Origin of the sequence: Ectobacillus antri, from assembly GCF_003852715.1 — a bacterium.
GTDB classification, from domain to species: Bacteria; Bacillota; Bacilli; order Bacillales; family Bacillaceae_G; genus Ectobacillus; species Ectobacillus antri.
In genome coordinates, this window is sequence record NZ_RIAV01000004.1 from 1 (window position 1) to 18,155 (window position 18,155).

The following is an 18,155-nucleotide window of genomic DNA, read 5'->3' on the forward strand; positions in this document are numbered from 1 at the left end:
CTACTACAACCATAAACGGATCAAGGCAAAATTAAAGGGCATGAGCCCGGTTCAATACCGGGCTCATGCCCAAGAGGCTGCCTGACACACCCGTGTCTAACTTTTGGGGGCCAGTTCAAAGTGCCTGCTTTTTTAGCGTAAGTATGGGACCGGATTTACAGCATTGCTTTTTGCCGCGTTCCATGCACCTACATGTAATTCGAAATGCAAGTGTTGACCGTAGGATTGTCCCGTGTTTCCCATCACGCCGATTTGCTGCCCTTGGGAAACCGTTTGTCCTGTGGATACATTCATGGAAGCAAGGTGGGCATAAACAGTTGTATATTGCTTGCCACTAATGTTATGTGTCATATAAACAACATTACCGTAACTGCTAGAGTAATGCGCTTTAATAACAATACCTCCTGCTGCTGCAACAACAGGAACATGACCACCCTGCGCAATATCCACACCATAATGGAATCCAGGTTTTCCGTTAACAACACGAGGACCGAATCCAGATGTAAATGCGCCTGCTGCCGGTTTAATGAAGCCCCCTGTGTTGCTCGCTGGGGGAGCTACTGGTTTGGAAGGTGATGGTGCACTTACAGTTCCATTATTATTTTTGGCAGCTTCTTGTTGTCTAATTGCTTCTTGCTTAGCACGCTCAGCAGCTGCGATATTTGCTTGTACAGCTTGTCTTTGTGCCTCCAATAGAGATGCAACTTCTTCTGCACTTTCAATCTCAGCATTTGTTTGTGCTAATTTTGCACTCAACTCGTCTAAAATTTGCTGCTCTTGTTGCTTGTTTATATCCAGCTCTTGTTTTTTAGCGGTGAGTTTTGCTTCATAATCTTTCAAATCACGTTCTTTTGCTTCAACAGCAAGTGTTTCTTTTTCAACGGCTTTTTGATCACGAACTTGCTCTTTTACTATGTCATTATCAGAATTTAAGATAAGGTTAATAGAATACAAGTTTTCTAAAAGCTCTGCCAAGTTTTTTGCATTGATAAGAACTTCAGTAATTAAGTTGATTCTTGGTTGTTCCTGTACAGTTTGTAAGCGTTGTTTAATAACTTCCTGTCTTTTTTCAATTTGCACTTGCAGATAGGCAATATGTTCTTTTTTTCTGGTGATTTCTTCTTCTGTTTTGCGAATTGCTTCTTGTGTATCGCTCAATTCTTTTTGATTTGTTGTAATAGCAGTGTTTAACTCATCTAACTTTTGCTGTAAAGCTTGTATGTCTTGCTCAATTTGGCCTTTTTCTTGCTGTTTATTTTGCAGCTCCTCTTGATTCCCTTGCAGTTCAGACTGAATACGATTCAATTTGTCTTGATCCGTTTCTGCATGTACAAGTACTGGGGAAGCGAGGAGGGCGCCAGCTGTCATGAGAGTAATGATGTTTTTGTTTTTCACAGTGCTTCTGTCTCCTTTCCCTGTCCGACATAATTTATATACCATATCAATAAAGTAGGAATCTAGGAATATAAGAAAATGTAACATGAACTTAATATTATATTGATATTTTTCGTGTGGTAATAAAAAAATATATTAAATTCATTTTTTTTGCAAATGAATTTGTTTGTTATAGTGAAATATTATAATAGAAAGAGTTTGACTTTTTAGGTGAAATGTTATTTCGAAATATAAAATTATTTCTCCTATTATTTTTTGTTTTACTTGTATATATGAAATTGATTTTAATAGGTGGTTTTTTTTGAAAAATACGGATAATCCAAGAAAATATACAAATATTTTTATGAAAGAAAAATTGCTCATAAATCGGGTTGCTTTTCTTGAAATGATATTTACTATGTTGTCATAACAGAGAATTTACTATATGATATTAATTCGAGGGGCTAAATATTGAATCACCTAACAATATTTTACAAAAGTAGAACTATAGATACTTTTGTGGGAAAGTGGTAGACTGGTAACTTTAAAAGGGGGGCTTTGTATGAAAAAGTTAGGATTAGCTTGGCAAATCTTAATTGGTCTCGTAGTCGGTATTGCTGTGGGTGCTATTTTTTATGGTAATGATGCAGTAGCTACGTATCTACAACCAATTGGAACTATTTTTATCCGACTTATTAAAATGATTGTTATTCCAATTGTTGTGGCAAGCATTGTCGTTGGCGTCGCAGGGGTAGGCGATGTTAAAAAGCTTGGTAAACTAGGTGGGAAAACAATTTTATACTTTGAGATTATTACGACTGTAGCTATTGTGTTAGGTCTTTTAATCGCAAATGTATTCCAGCCTGGTGCTGGCGTCGATAGAAAAAATCTACAAGAAACAGATATTTCTTCTTATCTTGGTACAACAGAAGAAGTGAAAAGCCATTCTATGGCGGATACATTTGTTAATATTGTCCCTACGAACATCATTGATGCTTTAGCAAAAGGTGATATGCTTGCAATTATTTTCTTCTCTGTATTGTTCGGATTAGGAATTGCGGCAATTGGAGAGAAAGGTAAGCCGGTTCTTCGCTTTTTTGAAGGTGTATCGGAAGCGATGTTTTATGTAACGAACCAAGTAATGAAGTTCGCGCCATTTGGTGTATTTGCATTAATAGGTGTAACCGTTTCTAAGTTTGGTGTAAGTTCTCTTATTCCACTCGGTAAGCTTGTGCTTGTTGTATATGGTTCTATGATTTTCTTTGTTATTGTTGTTCTTGGTGCTGTTGCCAAAATGGTAGGGATTAATATTTTCAGTTTCTTGAAAATATTAAAAGACGAGTTGATCTTGGCTTACTCTACAGCAAGTTCTGAGACGGTACTGCCGAAGATTATGGAAAAGATGGAGCGCTTTGGTTGTCCAAAAGCAGTCACGTCTTTTGTTATTCCAACGGGATATTCATTTAACCTTGACGGTTCTACATTGTATCAAGCCATTGCAGCTATTTTCTTGGCGCAAATGTACGGTATTAACTTGTCTCTTTCTGAACAAATTACCCTTCTTCTTGTGTTGATGGTAACGTCTAAAGGTATTGCTGGTGTTCCAGGTGTATCGTTTGTCGTTTTATTAGCAACATTAGGAACAGTGGGCATTCCAGCAGAAGGTCTTGCATTTATTGCGGGAATTGATCGTATCCTTGATATGGCACGTACTGCAGTTAACGTAGTAGGAAACTCCTTGGCAGCAGTTGTAATGTCTAAATGGGAAGGACAATATGACGCTAAGCAAGGTGAACAATATTTAGATGAAGTAAAAGCATCATAAGTCAAAGACCTCATGCGAATTCGCATGAGGTCTTTTCATGTATAATTTTAATTGTTTTTTCTTTCTGATTTATGGAAATAGGAGAATGCAAATATAGGTATTATACAGTTGTATGGAACACAGGCTGTCCTTACTTAGCATAGTTGCACAAAGTTTGTTTTTTTCTCTCCTCACCATTCTTACATGTATACAGCACATAAGACTGAGATTGTATAGGTCTAAAGTCCCATTACAAAACACATCATAAGTACGTTATGACTCCTTTTTATTTTCGGTAAGATAGAAATATCAAATTGAAAGGAGGCGGCGAACAGTGAAAAAGTTTCTAACGATATTAGCAGCAGGTATATTGGTTTTAATTGCATTTGCTAGCCTAGGGCATCTTATTGGCTTTGGAATCGGTGCTGCACTATGTTATTGGAGCTGTAAATCCATGCTTAGAGCAAAAACAGTGCTTAGTAAGCTTGGTTGGGGCATTCTTGGGTTGGTAGGCTTATCAATCTTGTTTGGGAATTTTCCAGCCATCATAGGTATGGGGGCAATAGCACTTTTGTATTACGGCTATAAAAGTAGAAATAAAAAGGAAGAGCATTCGTTTCAAAGTTTTGATGAAGAATGGGAACACATTATGAAAACATATTAAGCATGAAAGGGAGATTAACATGAAAAAAACATTATTGCAGAGAGTGAGAGACGTTGTGTTAGCAGATTTATACAGTGCACTGGAAACGCAGGAAAAGAAAAATCCCATTGCATTGTTGAACCAATACTTACGAGATGGCGTGAAAGAGGTAGAAACAATTGAAAAACTAGTAGATCGTCATCGTATGCTGCAAAAGAATTTCATGCATGAGCTGGAACAAGCTCGCTATATGGCAGCGAAGCGTGCTAAACAAGCAAGTATAGCTAACCAGGCGGGAGAAGTAACGCTTGCAGAGCGTGCAGAACAGGAAAGCGTTTATTACCAAGATCAGGTGGTTCGTCTGGAGAAAATGCATGCAACAACAGCGGAACAGGTGGAGGATTTGCAACTTCGCCTGGAAGAAATGAAAAATAAACTAAAAGAGATGCATGCAAAACGCATGGAGCTTATGGCGCGCGAGAATGTGGCAAATGCACAGCGTCGCATCAACGATACATTATATAAAATTTCAGGACAAAGCTCCTTTTTGCGCTTTGAGGAAATAGAAGAGCAAATTCGTCAAATTGAGAAACAGGTTGTTTCAGAAGCAGAGCAAGACGGATTTGACTATAAAATTGCGCAACTTGAGAAGCGTTTGCAACAATCAGTATAACGAAGTCTCTAGAATATGATATATTTGTAGTAAAAGAAAAGGTATTGATAGCAATGCCTTTTCTTTTATGACTACTAACAAATAATGTAACATAAGTGTGTATTTGATAGAAAGGAGGGCAAAAATGAAGCGAACATTTTCGAAAACACAAATCATGGGAGCGCTGCTTATCGTATTTGCACTAGGTATGTTATTGGATATTATCTTTCATCGTTTTGAGCCTATGGCGCTCGTTTTTTCTGTTGCACTTATTTTACTTGGACAATATTTCAGAAAAAAGGAAAAAAAGGTTCGGGGAAATGTACTCTTTCTAGTAGGTGTGTTTACCTTGATTGTAAATGTATTTTCTTCTGCAGCATTTCAACTTGTATTTGTCACACTTTTGATTTATGGAGGCTATGAATTGCTCATTAGTAATCAAAGGCGAGTTGTAGCTCCCAAGCTAGTAGAAAGCAATCAAGGTAAGCGCATCGTACAAGTGCAGCCCTTTTTTGAAAATATGTTAGTCGGAAATTACTATATGATGGGTAGCGTGTATGAATTGCATGATATTAATATTCGCTATGGACTTGGTGACGTAAAGATTGATTTAACAACAGCTATGATTCCTGAAGGAGAAACGGTTCTTGTAATACACGGCTTAGTAGGGAACATTCGACTATATATTCCGTATGATATTGAGATATCTTTAAATCACTCAGTTCTTCTTGGAAATATTTCTATGCTTGAGTACAAAGAAAAAGGATTTAACAAAAATATATGTCTCGTTACAGAAGCGTATCAGGCAGCGCCAAGGCGTATTAAAATCATTTCAACATTACTGATTGGTGATACGGAGGTGAGATATGTGTGAAGAGTAAAGAGAATGTACTATGGACATATATGCATTATTCAACATTACTTTGTCTCGGCATATCCATTTTTGCAACAGGAACGTACGCGTGGCAAAGTAAGCAAAACTTATACAGTTTTTTAATCGAGAGAAATGTTGCTTCTATACCTGTTGTTATATTTGTAATTGTTGGGAGCGCTGCTTTTGGTGCAGGTATGGGATATGCAATGGGACACTATATGAAACGTAGATTAGATGAATTATCTAATGTATTGCTGGATATGGATAGAGGTAATTATCAAAATATAGATTTTTCATTACTACATGAATATGGAGAGGTGGGAGAGCGAATCGTTGCTTTGGGAAAGCGTTTGGAGGAACAGACCGTCGTGTTTCAAAAGTTATCAAGCGAAAAAGTAAGCAGTAGCGAGGAAATACGCCAGAAAGCTATTGCACAAGAACGCCATCGTTTAGGGAGAGAATTGCATGACTCAGTTAGTCAACAGTTATTTGCGGTGTCTATGATGATGTCTGCTGTAAATGAGAGACAATCCCTGGATAAAAAGCAGCTTGAAATGATTGAACAGATGATTGTATATGCGCAGTCTGAAATGCGGGCGTTATTACTGCACTTGAGGCCTGTGCAATTGGAAGGCAAAAAGCTGGCGGAAGGGATACAAGAGCTATTGCAAGAGCTATCGAGCAAACAACAAATCAAAATAGATTGGCTTATCGAGCCACTTGATTTAGAAAAAGGAATTGAAGATCATTTGTTTCGGATTGTACAGGAAGCAATCTCTAACACTTTGCGTCACGCAAAAGCGAAGCGCATGGAGGTGCGTCTACGTAAAATTGAGCAATATGTCATTTTAAAGCTTTTGGACGATGGAGTAGGGTTTAATGTGAATGACCGGAAAGCCGGCTCATATGGTCTTACTTCTATGCAAGAGCGTGTGCAAGAAATTGGCGGTGTGTTAAAAATTATTAGTTTTCCGAAAAAAGGAACACAAATTGAAGTAAAAGTTCCCATTATAGAGAAGGGAGAATCCATATGATTCGTGTATTGCTTGTAGATGACCATGAGATGGTACGGATGGGAGTAGGCGCATATTTATCAACCCAACCTGACATAGAAGTGGTTGGAGAAGCAGAAAACGGCAGTAAAGGAGTTGAAATGGCACTTTCTTTACGTCCTGATATTATTTTAATGGATTTGGTAATGGACGGAATAGACGGGATTGAAGCAACAAAACGTATTATAGATAGTTGGGCGGAGGCGAAAATTGTTGTGTTGACAAGCTTTTTAGATGATGAAAAGCTATATCCAGCTATTGAAGCAGGAGCAATGAGTTATTTACTGAAAACCTCTAAAGCAAGTGATATTGCAGCTGCAGTACGCGCTACATATCAAGGAGAAGTTGTGTTAGAACCAAAAGTGACTGGAAAAATGATGACTAAAATGCGTCAAAAGCCAGAGTATTATTTGCATGATGAGTTAACAGAGCGAGAACGAGAAATCTTATTGCTTATGGCTGAAGGTAAATCTAATCAAGAAATTGCGGACACGTTGTTTATTGCATTGAAAACCGTTAAAACACATGTAAGTAATATTTTAAATAAATTGGGTGTTAATGATCGTACACAAGCAGTGATTTATGCGTTTAAGCATCAATTAACCAAATAATTATATTTGATTTTTCATAAAAGGCTTAGGTGAGCCTTTTTTATTTTGTGTGAATACGAAAGAGGCAAGTTACACTGACATACAAATAGAAGTGATACTATGTAAAGGAGGAGTGACATGTATAATCCGTATGGACAAATGGTTCCATGGTATGCACTTATTCAAAATGATGGGCGTTTTCCACCATTTCCACCAGGAGTCGGTTACCCACCAGGGCAGGGAGGAGGCTTTCCACCGTTTCCACCAGGAGGAGGTTACCCACCAGGGCAGGGAGGCTTTCCATCTTTCCCACCAGGAGGTTACCCACCAGGGCAGGGAGGCTTTCCATCTTTCCCACCAGGAGGTTACCCACCAGGACAAGGAGGATATCCTCCAGAAACCGGTGGCCAAGAAAGTGGTCCCCCGCCAGGACCACCGCCTTCCTATACACCACAAAAGCCGCAAGCTTCATTGTATGCTGTTGATCCGGGGGGAATTCGGCGTTGCTTGTTTCGCTATACGTATATATGGCTACAGAATGATAGAGGATTCTGGTTTTATCCTGTGTTCGTAGGTCGCACATCTATTGCCGGATATAGGTGGAGACCTAGCCAGTTTAGATGGGTGTATACAGGTCTGGATTTGGATAGAATTGACTTTTTTCAATGTTCATGAGGCTTCCGGTTAGCCGGGAGCTTTATTTTTAATAGTTAGAATATTTTGTTGTTATAAAGAGGAAAAGTCTTTTTTTACGGCGAATATAATGATGTAGTTCCAACGTACTGAAAATTGAAGAAGAGGTGAACGCCATGCTACTAGCCATTCTGTTCGTATCTGTAAGCATGATAGGGGTTCTAGGATATTATATGTTTATTCGTTCCTTTAAGTCGAACGTACTTGTATTTGATAAAGGTAGTTTCAATAATTCTAGATTTTTGGTATGTCCAAAATGTGGACAAGCGCAGGCAAGAAATGGAGGATATCAAGAGTGTTGCAGAACTAGATTGTAAAAGAGCCAAACCGGCTCTTTTTTTAATCCTTTATAATGGTCTATTTCTAATATATAGGTGTGTAAGAGGGGTTTTTGCATTTTTTCATAACCTACATGCTGAGCGCGCTTGTTCTGTGAACTATAATTACGGATACGAGAGAATGAAGAACCTCCACAGCTTCATTTATATATAAGTGCGACTAGAAAAAACGCCATTCTTTTTTTGATGAGAAAGAATAACGGGCAATGTATGGTTGCGGTCAGGGCCTAAGAGATACGTATGTCAAGTAAGAACATATACACGTAGCGAGACGTTCTAGCGTTGTGATTTTCTTTCTGTTTATATGTCGAAAAAATTATGTAGACTTATATAGGGAGTGAAAGCGTATATAAAAGAAAAAGAGCATTTTCAAAAATAATGTTAGTTTTCTAACTTGTACATATATAGATAGTGTACCAGAAGTTTCTCTTTATTTTTAGACTTCTCTTTGTTAGTATACTGTTTAGTGTATTGCATCGCAAAGGGGGAAGTTATAATGTTTGAAAGAGATATGGTAGATATGAAAATGCCTGATGGTGCGGTTATTCGTGTAGAAGAGATGAAAGGCGGCGTTGTATTGTCTGTCGAACTTGATGGACAAGTTATTTATACAATGGTGTATGATGAAGAAACAGGTAGTTATGGAGAATTGTACGATAGAAATAACAAGCATGCTTGTCAAGTGCATGCTGATTTATTAGGATGGCAGTTGCTTCATTAAACAACTCTATAAAGGTGCTCTTTGTCTATCTCCATGCTATTATCTAAAAAACACCCTTAGGGGTGTTTTTTAGAAGAACAAATCTAGTATAAAGTATGTTAAAGCTGCTAGTGTAGCAGAGATAGGCAATGTAATAAACCATGTGATTAGCATGCGCTGTGCAGTGCCCCATTGTACCCCTTTTACGCGATGAGCAGACCCAACCCCTAAAATTGAGGATGAAATAACATGCGTTGTACTTACTGGTAAATGAATGTAAGAAGCTCCAAAGATAACAGCAGCGCCTGTTAAGTCAGCAGCTACCCCATTAACAGGACGAATTTTCATAATCTTTCCGCCTACAGTTTTAATAATTTTCCATCCACCTACAGAAGTACCAATACCCATTGCTATGGCACAAGAAAACTGTACCCAAAATGGAATTACATCTGCTGAATGATGGTAGTTACCAGCAATAAGAGCCATCGTAATAATCCCCATTGCTTTCTGCGCATCATTTGTTCCGTGTGTAAATGCTTGTAGTGCTGCGGTTAAGATTTGAATATAACGGAAGCGTTTATTTGTTTTTGTTAAATTTAAGTTCTTAAAGGATACTTTGAAAATTGTGTATACAAGATAACCAACAGCAAAAGCCAAAATAGGTGAAATAATTAGTGACTCAAGAATCTTTAAAAAGCCTCCATAGTTTAGAGAGCCAAATCCGGCTGCGGCAATTGCGGCACCAGCAATAGAACCGATAATTGCATGGGAAGAACTGCTAGGAATGCCGTAATACCATGTAATTAAGTTCCAAGTAATACCTGCTATTAATGCAGCTAAAATAACGACTGAACCATTTTCCAACTTAAATGGATCAACGATATCTTTTGTGATGGTTTTAGCCACACCTGTAAATGCCATAGCACCTACAAAGTTCATAACAGCGGCCAAAATAATCGCTTGACGCGGCTTTAAAGCTTTTGTAGAAACGGAAGTTGCAATTGCGTTTGCAGTATCGTGAAATCCATTAATAAAGTCAAAGGCCAGTGCACCGATAACAACTAGAATTGTTAAAACTAACATTGTGTCCATCGTTCTATATACTCCTTAATTACGCGTTTTTCATGATAATTGTTTCTAGAACGTTTGCCACACCTTGACAGCTATCGGCAATTTCTTCTAAGTTTTCATAAATTTCTTTGTACTGAATAATCTTAATTGGATCTTTTTCAATTGAGAATAAGTTTTTAATTGAATGACGACGAATTTCATCACAAGTTGACTCATGATCTTTAATTTTGATTGCATTAGATCGAATGTCTAACAACTTTTTATTGGATAGTAAGTTTACAGATTCTGCAATTTCGATAGCGCAAGCATGAATCTCATTTACAAATTTGACCATATATTGATCGGCAGTTGTAACAGAATACATTTCGAATAAAGCAGCGCAATGCTCAAGGCCATCTAAAACATCGTCCATGCTGATAGCGAGTTGTAAAATATCTTCACGTTCAATCGGCGTAATAAACGCTTTGTTCAATTCAACAATAATTTCGTGAATGTAAGTGTCGCCTTTTGTTTCGTACTCTTTCATTCGCATAGAAAACTCTTTTAAATCACTGGCGTTTTTGATTTTGTAATCTGCGAAAAACTGAGCACTTTCTTTTAAGTTTACCGATACATTTGTCAGCATTTCGGAAAACTTGTCTTTTTTACTTTTGAAAACCATAGTTTTTACCCCCACCAAAGAATAATTATAAATAAGATTGGCTAGTCAATCTTAACAGAGTTTTGTCGAAAAATGAAATATTTTCTCTCAATCTTTACAAAAACTTAACATTTAAAACCTTGATAAATTCGCAAATTAATTATTTTTTTACAATGGTAGAGATTTGTTTGTAGAAGAGGGGATATGTGTAATGTATAAATAAAGGTTCTTTTAAAGTTCGTTGTTGATTTCCGTTACGGGGGCGTTTTTCACGGGCAGTTAGGGAGGTTTCTCAGCGCTATGTACCTGCGAGGTATCACTTTAACTCGCTTAGTCTCATCTTCTTCACTCTAATGAATAAGTGCCAATTACCAACATCAGACTTTTGCACAGCCTAAATAAAAAAGCTATCTAAATCGATAGCTACTTTAGAGTTTATAGTTGGAGACTTTTCAAGAAGATGTGTTATGACGTTTTTTTGATGAGAGGGTTTTATGTTTGCAGTTGCACGGTTTTAAAAGCCAAACTTCCTCAGGGTTATTTACGATTTGGTGGTTTTGTGGTACGTTTGGATCTACTTGTTTTGTATATGTTTTTTTTAGGTACTTCATACTCTTCATCCTTTTAGCATATCTTCTGGCATGTTCTATTATATGCACTCTGTAGGACGAGGTGCAGAATGAAGGAAGTAAATGGTTAAAAGACGTCTTTGTTAGTTGTGTATTGTAACAACAATGGATTTATTTGTTCGCAATTCAGATTGTCCTTGATTTGTACAAGAAATTTGGAGCATCGCTTTGCTAATAGGCTCATAAGGTAAATCTTCATACAAACCTGTATTTGGATTATGAACAGATAATTGAATATAATCAATATGTTTGTACTTATAGCGTTCCTGAAGCTCCTTGGCAATTTCAGTAAGATCTTCATAGGAAGATGCAGACGTAATCAACATGCCTTTAACAACTTGCTTTTCGCGCTGTTGTGTTTGAGAAATAGGCATAGATATTGGTTTAGCACCTAGTAATTCATATGATAGAGAGAGGGGGCGAGCTGCTTCGATTTTATCATGGTACTCTAGCAGTAGCCAAATACCTGCAAATAAAGTGACTAACGAGGCAATAAAAGCAAAGTTGCGTATCTTTATCATAACTCGACACCTCACTTTTGATGTGTGCTTACAACAATATACAGCATACATCAAAAGCATTAAATTTATATGAATATGAAGTAAAGAATCGTAAAATTAATTAATATTCCGGACATATTTACTAAGTCTAACACACATCAAAATTCTCAAATAAATTGTTATAAAGCGTTTGATTTCGACAAAATACCTGTTGTTTTGTAAAATGAAGAAAATAAAAAATGGAGTGTTGCTATGATTGTTATTGGCTTAACAGGTTGGGGTGACCACGATTCAATCTACTTAGATAAACATAGGAGCAAGCATAAGTTGCATGTGTATAGTCGACAGTTTCCTATTGTCGAAGTTGACAGTTCTTTTTATGCTATGCAACCTGCGCGTAATTATAATAGATGGATAGCAGAGACACCCGACAATTTTTCTTTTGTCGTCAAAGCATATCAAGGAATGACAGGACATATGCGAGGAGAAATACCTTTTAATACACCGGATGAAATGTTTCATGTTTTTAAAGAATCTATACAGCCTATAGTAGAAGCGAACAAGTTAAAAACAGTTTTATTTCAATACCCACCTTGGTTTGAATGTACGAAAAAAAGTGTAGATATGTTAATGTACACCAAAGAGAAAATGGGAGACATTCCATGTGCAATTGAATTTCGACATCCGTCTTGGTTTGAGGTTGAAGTGAAAGAAAAAACGATTCAATTTTTACGTAATGAAAAGTGGATACATACTATTTGTGATGAACCACAAACAATAGAAGGATCTGTTCCGATTATAACAGAAGCAACCCATAGAGATCTGACACTAATACGCCTTCATGGAAGAAATATCTACGGTTGGAAAAGGCAGGAGAACTGGCGTTCTGTTCGCTGTTTATATCGTTACAGTGAAAAAGAACTTCAGGAATGGGTAAGTAGGATTAAATTACTGCAACAACACTCTAAGGATATTTGTGTTTTGTTTAACAACAATTCAGGCGGAGATGCTGCAGATAATGCCAAAAAATTGATGAGCTTATTAGGACTCAGCTACGGTGAGGATGAGCCGGAGCAATTGAGTCTTTTATAAAAAGGCTAAATTTTAACAGTAAGTTTTAACTCAGCTTTGTAGAACAGAATGAAGGAAAATGGTTTTGGCATAATATACATAAAAAAAGCACCATACAAACAGGGGGGATGGTGCTTTTTTTATGGAAAGAAGAAATGTAGTTTCTTCACCCTTAATGATAATGGTTATCATTATCGGTGTCAAGACGTTTATGAAATTCCTATATATTTTAATGTTTTTGAAGGGCTACTATGGTCGAAAAAATGTTGTAAAAAAGCAATATCTACACCCGACTTATAGCAAATATATCCCCACGTTTTGCGTAGCGTGTGTGAACTAATGCCATCAAGACCTACTTCTTTTGCTGCTTTATTTAAAATAAACCATGCATGTTGTCTTGTAATTGATTTTTTTCCTTTTTGAGATTTCAACAAGTATTCATTTCTATCTTGTAATGTGCGCTCTTTTAAATATGCAGTAAGCGCTTCGTGTAATTCTTTATTGATTGCAAACCATTTGTGTTTTTTTGTTTTTTCATTGCGAAACAGAATGGATTGTCTAATCTGGCCTTGGTGATCAACCACATCACATATTTTCAATTGTAAAATTTCGCTTACCTTAAGACCCGAATTCACAGCAAAAGAAAATAATAGTGCATCTCGCTTAGAAGATTGTAAAAGGAATTGTTTCATCTTACGAAGCAGATGAGGGTTTTGAATAGGCTTTCCTGTTATTTTCATATATACACACGCTCCTTATCAAATATATAATACAAAATTCTTAGAAATGTAAATTAGGATGAAAACGATAGAACCATTTCCTTCGTACTTATAATCTATTAGGTACTACTATATAAGTACAACTAGAAAAACTGACATTCTTTTTTGGAGGGGAAAGAAGAACGGGCAATATGTGGTTGCGCAGGACCTAAGATACACGTGTCAAGTAAGAACAGACACACGTAGCGAGACATTCTGGAACTGTGATTTTCTTGCTGTTTCTATGTTGAACAAACTATGTAGACTTATATACATATCGCCGGTTCTTCTCGTGCATCAAGAAAATGCTAGTTTTGTTTATAGGTATATAAATGGCAAGCATAGATGCAATGGATGGTTTTACTATAGGAGAACGTTGTGTATTTCATGTGAACTTTTCGTGAAATTAAGAAAAATTTATTATATTATAAGTACATATAAAACACATACATGTTAAAGAGGAGAGACGTGTAGATAGGTTAAGGGCTTAAGTGTTTTTGCGCAGAGTTGAAAAAGCACTTAGCAGTTGTTTGGGTGTTTTTGTTTTCCTTGCTGTTAAAACTGCATAGACTTATATAGTTCACCTTAGTTGGATAAGTTCAATACCAAAAGACCCCGCATTTACACGGAGTCTTTCTCGAATTTTGATAATGTAAAATAAAATACAACCCCATCTTCTTCATTACGGACACCATAGAGTGCACCGTGCAGTTCTAATATATTTTTAACAATAGATAAGCCTAAACCTGAGCCTCCTGTATGTCTACTACGAGATGCATCTAATCTATAAAAGCGATCCCATATTTTATCAAGACTTTCTTCAGGAATAGGTTCACCGGTGTTTTTGATAGAAACTTGAACGGTACTCTCTTGTACAAGTACAGAGACAGTAATTTTTTCACCCGCAGGAGTATACTGAATGGCATTATTTAGCAAGTTTACAATGACTTGTTCAATGCGATTGCGATTGGCTAATACAAGAATATTAGGTTCTGTAAGTATTTGTACATGTAAGTGTTTCTTCTCAATACCAAAAGCCATTTTTGTACATACTTGCTGTAACAAAGAATCAATAGAAAAAGCCTCCATTTGTAACTTATATGTGCCAGATTCTAGTTTGGCAAGTTCTAGCATTTCAACAATTAGCGTATTCATTTTATCTGTTTCTTCTAAAATCACATCTGTATAGTAATCGTTGTTTTTACTTACCCCATCTTTAATACCTTCTGCAAAGCTACGTATTACACTTAAAGGTGTCTTGAGTTCATGTGAAACACCTGAAATAAACTCTTTGCGTGTTCGTTCTAAGCGTCTTTCTCGCTCTACATCCTCTTGCAATTTCGTATTAGCAACATGTAGCTGTTCAATTCGATCTTTTAAGTTGACGGAGAGCGTATTAATGCTTGCAGATAAGCTGCCGATTTCATCTTCTGAAGAATATGGAAGTTTTTCTGAAAAGTCAAAGTTCGCTAACCGCTTTGTCACTTGATTCATTTTGATAAGAGGCTTTGCAATCATCTTAGAATAATAAAAAGAGAGCAATATAATGACTATAAATACAATTATAAAAGCATATACATAATAGTCTTTCAATACAAGCATCGCCTCATTTACTGGTTGTAAAGATGTCATTGCAAATGCAAATTCGACAACCTCACCTTTTTGTAGCACTGGTTTAACAAACATTTGATTTAAACCTTTTTTTTCATCACCGAATGTATAGCTTGTGAGCACAGATGGGTTAGTTTCACCAAGAAGCACTGATAGTTCCCAACGCTGTACACCTTGAATGATTACATCAATATTGTTTACAATCTGTAAATCTGCTTTAGAGGGGAGATGTTGCTTTGTGACAGTTCCCTCGAGTAAGGTAATTAGACTACGATTTGAAGAATTTTTTTGCACATCTTCCCACCGGATACCATATGTTTTTAAGTCATCTACAATATTGTCATTTGTCCATATACCATGCGAGCTTGAAATGGAGATTGGAATAACAAGATCTTTTTTTCGAATTCCTTTTACGTAAATCTGTTCGTTATCCTGAAGACCCAATTTCATGAAAGAAGAGTATTCTTCCCCTGATAGTATGTTATTTAAAGGGATGTAGGATAGACGTTTTTCATTTGTACCTTGTATCTCCATATAGTAATAGTTTTCGTCTTTAATGACACCGTTACGGTCGAGTAAAATAAGTTGTGCGTTTGTTTGATCATAGAAGCGCTGTTTTAAACGTTTCACTACATCAAAACTTTGATCACTTTTACTGTATTCTTCCACAAATGTTTCAAAAGCCTGCTGTACACTATGTGTTTTTTTCTTAATATAAAACTTTTCTAAAAAAAGTGATTGGCCAACGAAAAATAATAAAAAAGTTATAGTGAATAAGCCTGTTGTTAATAAAAATAACTTTAACACGATACTACGTTTTTTCACATACACACCTCTCGCACAAGATTTTTTCTCATTATAACAAATTAGCGATATGTATAGTTGAAACATACACAGAAAACATGTCATAAAGACATGTAAGTCCGGTAAAAATGTCATAAAAAAACTCGCCAGCAGGCGAGTTTTGCGCTATTGAATTGCAGCATCGAGTGCTACGACAATCATATCATTAAATGTCGTTTGTCTTTCTTCTGCCGTTGTCTCTTCTCCGGTAAAAATATGATCACTTACAGTAAGTACAGAAAGTGCATGGACACTAAATTTAGAAGCTAACGTGTACAAGGCTGTTGTTTCCATTTCCACAGCAAGCACACCATAGTCACCTAATTTTTTTACAATGTCCATGCTTTCTCTGTAGAAAACATCCGCCGTTAAAATGTTTCCAACACGAAGAGTTAAACCTTTTGCCACTCCAGCATCATAAGCTTTTTTCAATAAATTAAAATCGGCACAAGGTGCAAAATCAAAACCTGGGAAAATGAGTCGATTCATGTTAGAGTCTGTACAAGAAGTCATTGCTAAAATAACATCGCGTACTTTTACATCTTTTTGAATAGCGCCGCATGTACCGACACGAATTAAATTTTTGACCCCGTAGCTTTGGATTAATTCGTTTACGTAGATAGATATAGAAGGGACGCCCATTCCTGTGCCTTGTACAGAGACGTTTTTCCCTTTATATGTACCGGTAAACCCAAGCATGCCACGTACATTGTTATAACACGTAGCACCTTCTAAAAAATTCTCGGCAATATATTTTGCACGTAATGGATCTCCAGGTAATAAGATTGTTTCCGCAATGTCCCCTTGTTTTGCTTCAATATGTACGCTCATTTGTAAACCCTCCTAATAGTGTATGTAAATTGTGTAACCCCGATTATATTACAGAGAAGAACGAAAATATATAAAATACAAGACATGATACTGTGTACGAAATTACGTTATTAGATAGCAAACATCTTTATGATATGTAATTAAACATAATTATAAACATCAATATATTTTTGAGTATAGGACACACTAGATAAAGTAAAAAAATAATAGGAGTGTCGTGCATGAGAAAGGATCAAAAAATACATAAAAACGAATGGGTTGATACAAGTCCCACAACAACAATCAGCATTACAGGTGAGGTAGCACCTGGTGCACTGGGCGGTCTATCATTTGAGGAGTTGACGGGCCAAGAACCATTAATTAAACATCCAGAAAGATGGGGAACTGAAGACAAATGAAAAAATTTAATTCAACAGAACTTGCTCAAATTACAGAAGTACAAAATCAAATGTTGAAGAAAATTGAAATGCAGCTAGAGTAACAATTAGGAAAATTTCGAGATCATCTGGGTGTCATGATTGAAGCTTTTGCAAAACACATGCGCTTATCTAAAACAATAATGTGGGGACATGTTGCATTTTATATCCATACTATCTGTAAAAGCATAGATAAACTATGCTTTTTATTTTTTTCTCTCTTGAATTATGTTAATATTTAGACAAAAGGACTGGAGGCTGCGGATGACAAAAAGTATAAAACTTTCTTTAATGATCTGTTTTGTTTTGTTGGCAGGATTTTACCTGCAACGACAAGGTCTTTTTGTCTTTAAGACAACAGGTATACATGAAGGCGCAGAAATTGTTTGGGGGAATAAAACGAATCATACATTAGACTTTACTCTCCATAGTGATAAAAAAAAAGAACTTCGTGAACTAAGTAATCGCGCTCGTAATGAGATGTATGTTTTCATTGTTGATGAGACAGTTGAACATTATGAGCGAGTGAAACCAACGTATTATGGAAATGGACAATTCACTTTTTCTTATGAATTACCTAAAGCAGCTGCAGCCTTTGTTTATATGGAAAATGACGAAAGTACTGAGAATATTGGATACAAAAAGTTAACGTCTTCTTCTGAAAAGAGGGAAAATATCTTACGTCCAGATCCTATATTGACTACGAAAATAGGTTTATACGATGTATCGCTTATCTTTAATACGCTACAGTCTGAACAACCAGAGTTGCTTACGTTTCAATTCGCACAAAAGGGATTGCGGTTTACATCTATAACTGGACAATTATCACGCATATGGGCCGTTAATGAAGAAACCGATGAATTCACTACTGCTGTGAGCTCTGAAAAAGAAACAATGGAGTTTTCTTTGCGGTTTCCGCGAGAAGGAACATACAAGATTTGGGGACAATTCTATATAAATGGGAAAGAATTCCGAAAATCTTTTGTAGTAAATGTTACAGAAAAAAGAAAAAAATAAGTCTTTAACCGCAATACATATCATTTTTCTGCATGTTATGTTATTGAA

Annotated in this window: 19 protein-coding genes; 12 read left to right on the plus strand and 7 right to left on the minus strand. The window is 36.4% G+C overall.

The genetic code is table 11. The features are described from left to right. Positions 1–85 (plus strand): IS3 family transposase (locus tag EEJ45_RS05590; protein ID WP_164464214.1); only part of this gene is annotated, 85 nt, incomplete at its 5' end. Between the two features lie 47 nt (positions 86–132). Here the strand turns inward: EEJ45_RS05590 and EEJ45_RS05595 are convergent. After that, complete coding sequence (locus tag EEJ45_RS05595) at positions 133–1,395, minus strand: murein hydrolase activator EnvC family protein (RefSeq protein WP_380017720.1); 1,263 nt, start codon at positions 1,393–1,395, stop codon at positions 133–135. A 541-nt stretch (positions 1,396–1,936) separates the two neighbouring features. Between EEJ45_RS05595 and gltP the strand changes: the two genes are divergently transcribed. The 8 genes from gltP (at position 1,937) to EEJ45_RS05640 (ending at position 8,741) form a co-directional block, all read left to right on the plus strand. After that, on the plus strand, positions 1,937–3,199 hold the full coding sequence (gltP, locus tag EEJ45_RS05600; protein ID WP_124563820.1) for a glutamate/aspartate:proton symporter GltP: 1,263 nt from the start codon (positions 1,937–1,939) through the stop codon (positions 3,197–3,199). Positions 3,200–3,512: 313 nt separating this feature from the next. Continuing rightward, positions 3,513–3,842: a lmo0954 family membrane protein gene (locus tag EEJ45_RS05605; protein WP_124563821.1), complete on the plus strand. Its 330-nt coding sequence runs from the start codon at positions 3,513–3,515 to the stop codon at positions 3,840–3,842. Positions 3,843–3,861: 19 nt separating this feature from the next. Beyond that, a complete protein-coding gene (locus EEJ45_RS05610) occupies positions 3,862–4,494 on the plus strand; it encodes a PspA/IM30 family protein (RefSeq protein ID WP_124563822.1) in 633 nt (210 codons plus the stop codon). 124 nt (positions 4,495–4,618) lie between these two features. Then, positions 4,619–5,347 (plus strand): cell wall-active antibiotics response protein LiaF, encoded by a 729-nt coding sequence (gene liaF, locus EEJ45_RS05615; protein ID WP_124563823.1) that lies wholly within the window; start codon positions 4,619–4,621, stop codon positions 5,345–5,347. Next, the gene (locus EEJ45_RS05620) at positions 5,344–6,381 is read left to right on the plus strand and encodes a sensor histidine kinase (RefSeq protein ID WP_124563824.1); all 1,038 of its coding nucleotides are present in this window, start codon (positions 5,344–5,346) and stop codon (positions 6,379–6,381) included. Before liaF ends, EEJ45_RS05620 begins: the two co-directional genes overlap by 4 nt. Further along, positions 6,378–7,010 carry a response regulator gene (locus EEJ45_RS05625; RefSeq protein WP_124563825.1) on the plus strand — a complete coding sequence of 211 codons (633 nt, stop codon included), beginning with the start codon at positions 6,378–6,380 and terminating at the stop codon, positions 7,008–7,010. Before EEJ45_RS05620 ends, EEJ45_RS05625 begins: the two co-directional genes overlap by 4 nt. 117 nt (positions 7,011–7,127) lie before the next feature. Beyond that, positions 7,128–7,664, plus strand: coding sequence for a hypothetical protein (locus tag EEJ45_RS05630; RefSeq protein ID WP_245999830.1), 537 nt, complete (start codon positions 7,128–7,130; stop codon positions 7,662–7,664). Positions 7,665–8,516: 852 nt separating this feature from the next. Next, the gene (locus EEJ45_RS05640; RefSeq protein WP_124563827.1) at positions 8,517–8,741 is read left to right on the plus strand and encodes a hypothetical protein; all 225 of its coding nucleotides are present in this window, start codon (positions 8,517–8,519) and stop codon (positions 8,739–8,741) included. Between the two features lie 69 nt (positions 8,742–8,810). Here the strand turns inward: EEJ45_RS05640 and EEJ45_RS05645 are convergent, their stop codons facing one another. The 3 genes from EEJ45_RS05645 to EEJ45_RS05655 all read right to left on the minus strand — a co-directional run bounded on the left by EEJ45_RS05645 (position 8,811) and on the right by EEJ45_RS05655 (position 11,581). Beyond that, complete coding sequence (locus EEJ45_RS05645) at positions 8,811–9,812, minus strand: inorganic phosphate transporter (protein WP_124563828.1); 1,002 nt, start codon at positions 9,810–9,812, stop codon at positions 8,811–8,813. A 19-nt stretch (positions 9,813–9,831) separates the two neighbouring features. Next, positions 9,832–10,452, minus strand: a complete 621-nt coding sequence (locus EEJ45_RS05650; protein WP_124563829.1) for a DUF47 domain-containing protein — start codon at positions 10,450–10,452, stop codon at positions 9,832–9,834. A 691-nt stretch (positions 10,453–11,143) separates the two neighbouring features. After that, positions 11,144–11,581, minus strand: a complete 438-nt coding sequence (locus tag EEJ45_RS05655; protein ID WP_124563830.1) for a hypothetical protein — start codon at positions 11,579–11,581, stop codon at positions 11,144–11,146. 231 nt (positions 11,582–11,812) lie between these two features. On the opposite strand from EEJ45_RS05655, the gene EEJ45_RS05660 reads away from it, so the two are divergent. Then, complete coding sequence (locus EEJ45_RS05660; protein ID WP_124563831.1) at positions 11,813–12,652, plus strand: DUF72 domain-containing protein; 840 nt, start codon at positions 11,813–11,815, stop codon at positions 12,650–12,652. Positions 12,653–12,840: 188 nt separating this feature from the next. On the opposite strand, the gene EEJ45_RS05665 is transcribed toward EEJ45_RS05660, so the two are convergent. From EEJ45_RS05665 to deoD, 3 genes are all read right to left on the minus strand, one after another. Continuing rightward, on the minus strand, positions 12,841–13,371 hold the full coding sequence (locus tag EEJ45_RS05665; protein ID WP_124563832.1) for a tyrosine-type recombinase/integrase: 531 nt from the start codon (positions 13,369–13,371) through the stop codon (positions 12,841–12,843). Positions 13,372–14,010: 639 nt separating this feature from the next. Next, positions 14,011–15,825 carry a HAMP domain-containing sensor histidine kinase gene (locus EEJ45_RS05670; RefSeq protein WP_124563833.1) on the minus strand — a complete coding sequence of 605 codons (1,815 nt, stop codon included), beginning with the start codon at positions 15,823–15,825 and terminating at the stop codon, positions 14,011–14,013. Between the two features lie 144 nt (positions 15,826–15,969). Continuing rightward, positions 15,970–16,674, minus strand: a complete 705-nt coding sequence (gene deoD, locus EEJ45_RS05675) for a purine-nucleoside phosphorylase (protein ID WP_124563834.1) — start codon at positions 16,672–16,674, stop codon at positions 15,970–15,972. 221 nt (positions 16,675–16,895) lie between these two features. Here deoD and EEJ45_RS18340 point away from each other — a divergent pair, with 221 nt between their 5' ends. Together EEJ45_RS18340 and EEJ45_RS05685 are read left to right on the plus strand one after the other, a co-directional pair. Then, positions 16,896–17,072, plus strand: coding sequence for a hypothetical protein (locus EEJ45_RS18340; protein ID WP_164464207.1), 177 nt, complete (start codon positions 16,896–16,898; stop codon positions 17,070–17,072). Positions 17,073–17,354: 282 nt separating this feature from the next. Continuing rightward, positions 17,355–18,107: a hypothetical protein gene (locus tag EEJ45_RS05685; RefSeq protein WP_124563836.1), complete on the plus strand. Its 753-nt coding sequence runs from the start codon at positions 17,355–17,357 to the stop codon at positions 18,105–18,107. Positions 18,108–18,155 lie beyond the last annotated feature (48 nt).

What these genes read in the sequence shown, in the direction of transcription:
- gltP (WP_124563820.1), top strand. Translation starts at nt 1,937, where the DNA reads ATGAAAAAGTTAGGATTAGCTTGGCAAATCTTAATTGGTCTCGTAGTC.
- EEJ45_RS05610 (WP_124563822.1), top strand. Translation starts at nt 3,862, where the DNA reads ATGAAAAAAACATTATTGCAGAGAGTGAGAGACGTTGTGTTAGCAGAT.
- liaF (WP_124563823.1), top strand. Translation starts at nt 4,619, where the DNA reads ATGAAGCGAACATTTTCGAAAACACAAATCATGGGAGCGCTGCTTATC.
- EEJ45_RS05625 (WP_124563825.1), top strand. Translation starts at nt 6,378, where the DNA reads ATGATTCGTGTATTGCTTGTAGATGACCATGAGATGGTACGGATGGGA.
- EEJ45_RS05630 (WP_245999830.1), top strand. Translation starts at nt 7,128, where the DNA reads ATGTATAATCCGTATGGACAAATGGTTCCATGGTATGCACTTATTCAA.
- EEJ45_RS05640 (WP_124563827.1), top strand. Translation starts at nt 8,517, where the DNA reads ATGTTTGAAAGAGATATGGTAGATATGAAAATGCCTGATGGTGCGGTT.
- EEJ45_RS05645 (WP_124563828.1), bottom strand. Translation starts at nt 9,812, where the DNA reads ATGGACACAATGTTAGTTTTAACAATTCTAGTTGTTATCGGTGCACTG.
- EEJ45_RS05650 (WP_124563829.1), bottom strand. Translation starts at nt 10,452, where the DNA reads ATGGTTTTCAAAAGTAAAAAAGACAAGTTTTCCGAAATGCTGACAAAT.
- EEJ45_RS05655 (WP_124563830.1), bottom strand. Translation starts at nt 11,581, where the DNA reads ATGATAAAGATACGCAACTTTGCTTTTATTGCCTCGTTAGTCACTTTA.
- EEJ45_RS05660 (WP_124563831.1), top strand. Translation starts at nt 11,813, where the DNA reads ATGATTGTTATTGGCTTAACAGGTTGGGGTGACCACGATTCAATCTAC.
- EEJ45_RS05665 (WP_124563832.1), bottom strand. Translation starts at nt 13,371, where the DNA reads ATGAAAATAACAGGAAAGCCTATTCAAAACCCTCATCTGCTTCGTAAG.
- deoD (WP_124563834.1), bottom strand. Translation starts at nt 16,674, where the DNA reads ATGAGCGTACATATTGAAGCAAAACAAGGGGACATTGCGGAAACAATC.
- EEJ45_RS18340 (WP_164464207.1), top strand. Translation starts at nt 16,896, where the DNA reads ATGAGAAAGGATCAAAAAATACATAAAAACGAATGGGTTGATACAAGT.
- EEJ45_RS05685 (WP_124563836.1), top strand. Translation starts at nt 17,355, where the DNA reads ATGACAAAAAGTATAAAACTTTCTTTAATGATCTGTTTTGTTTTGTTG.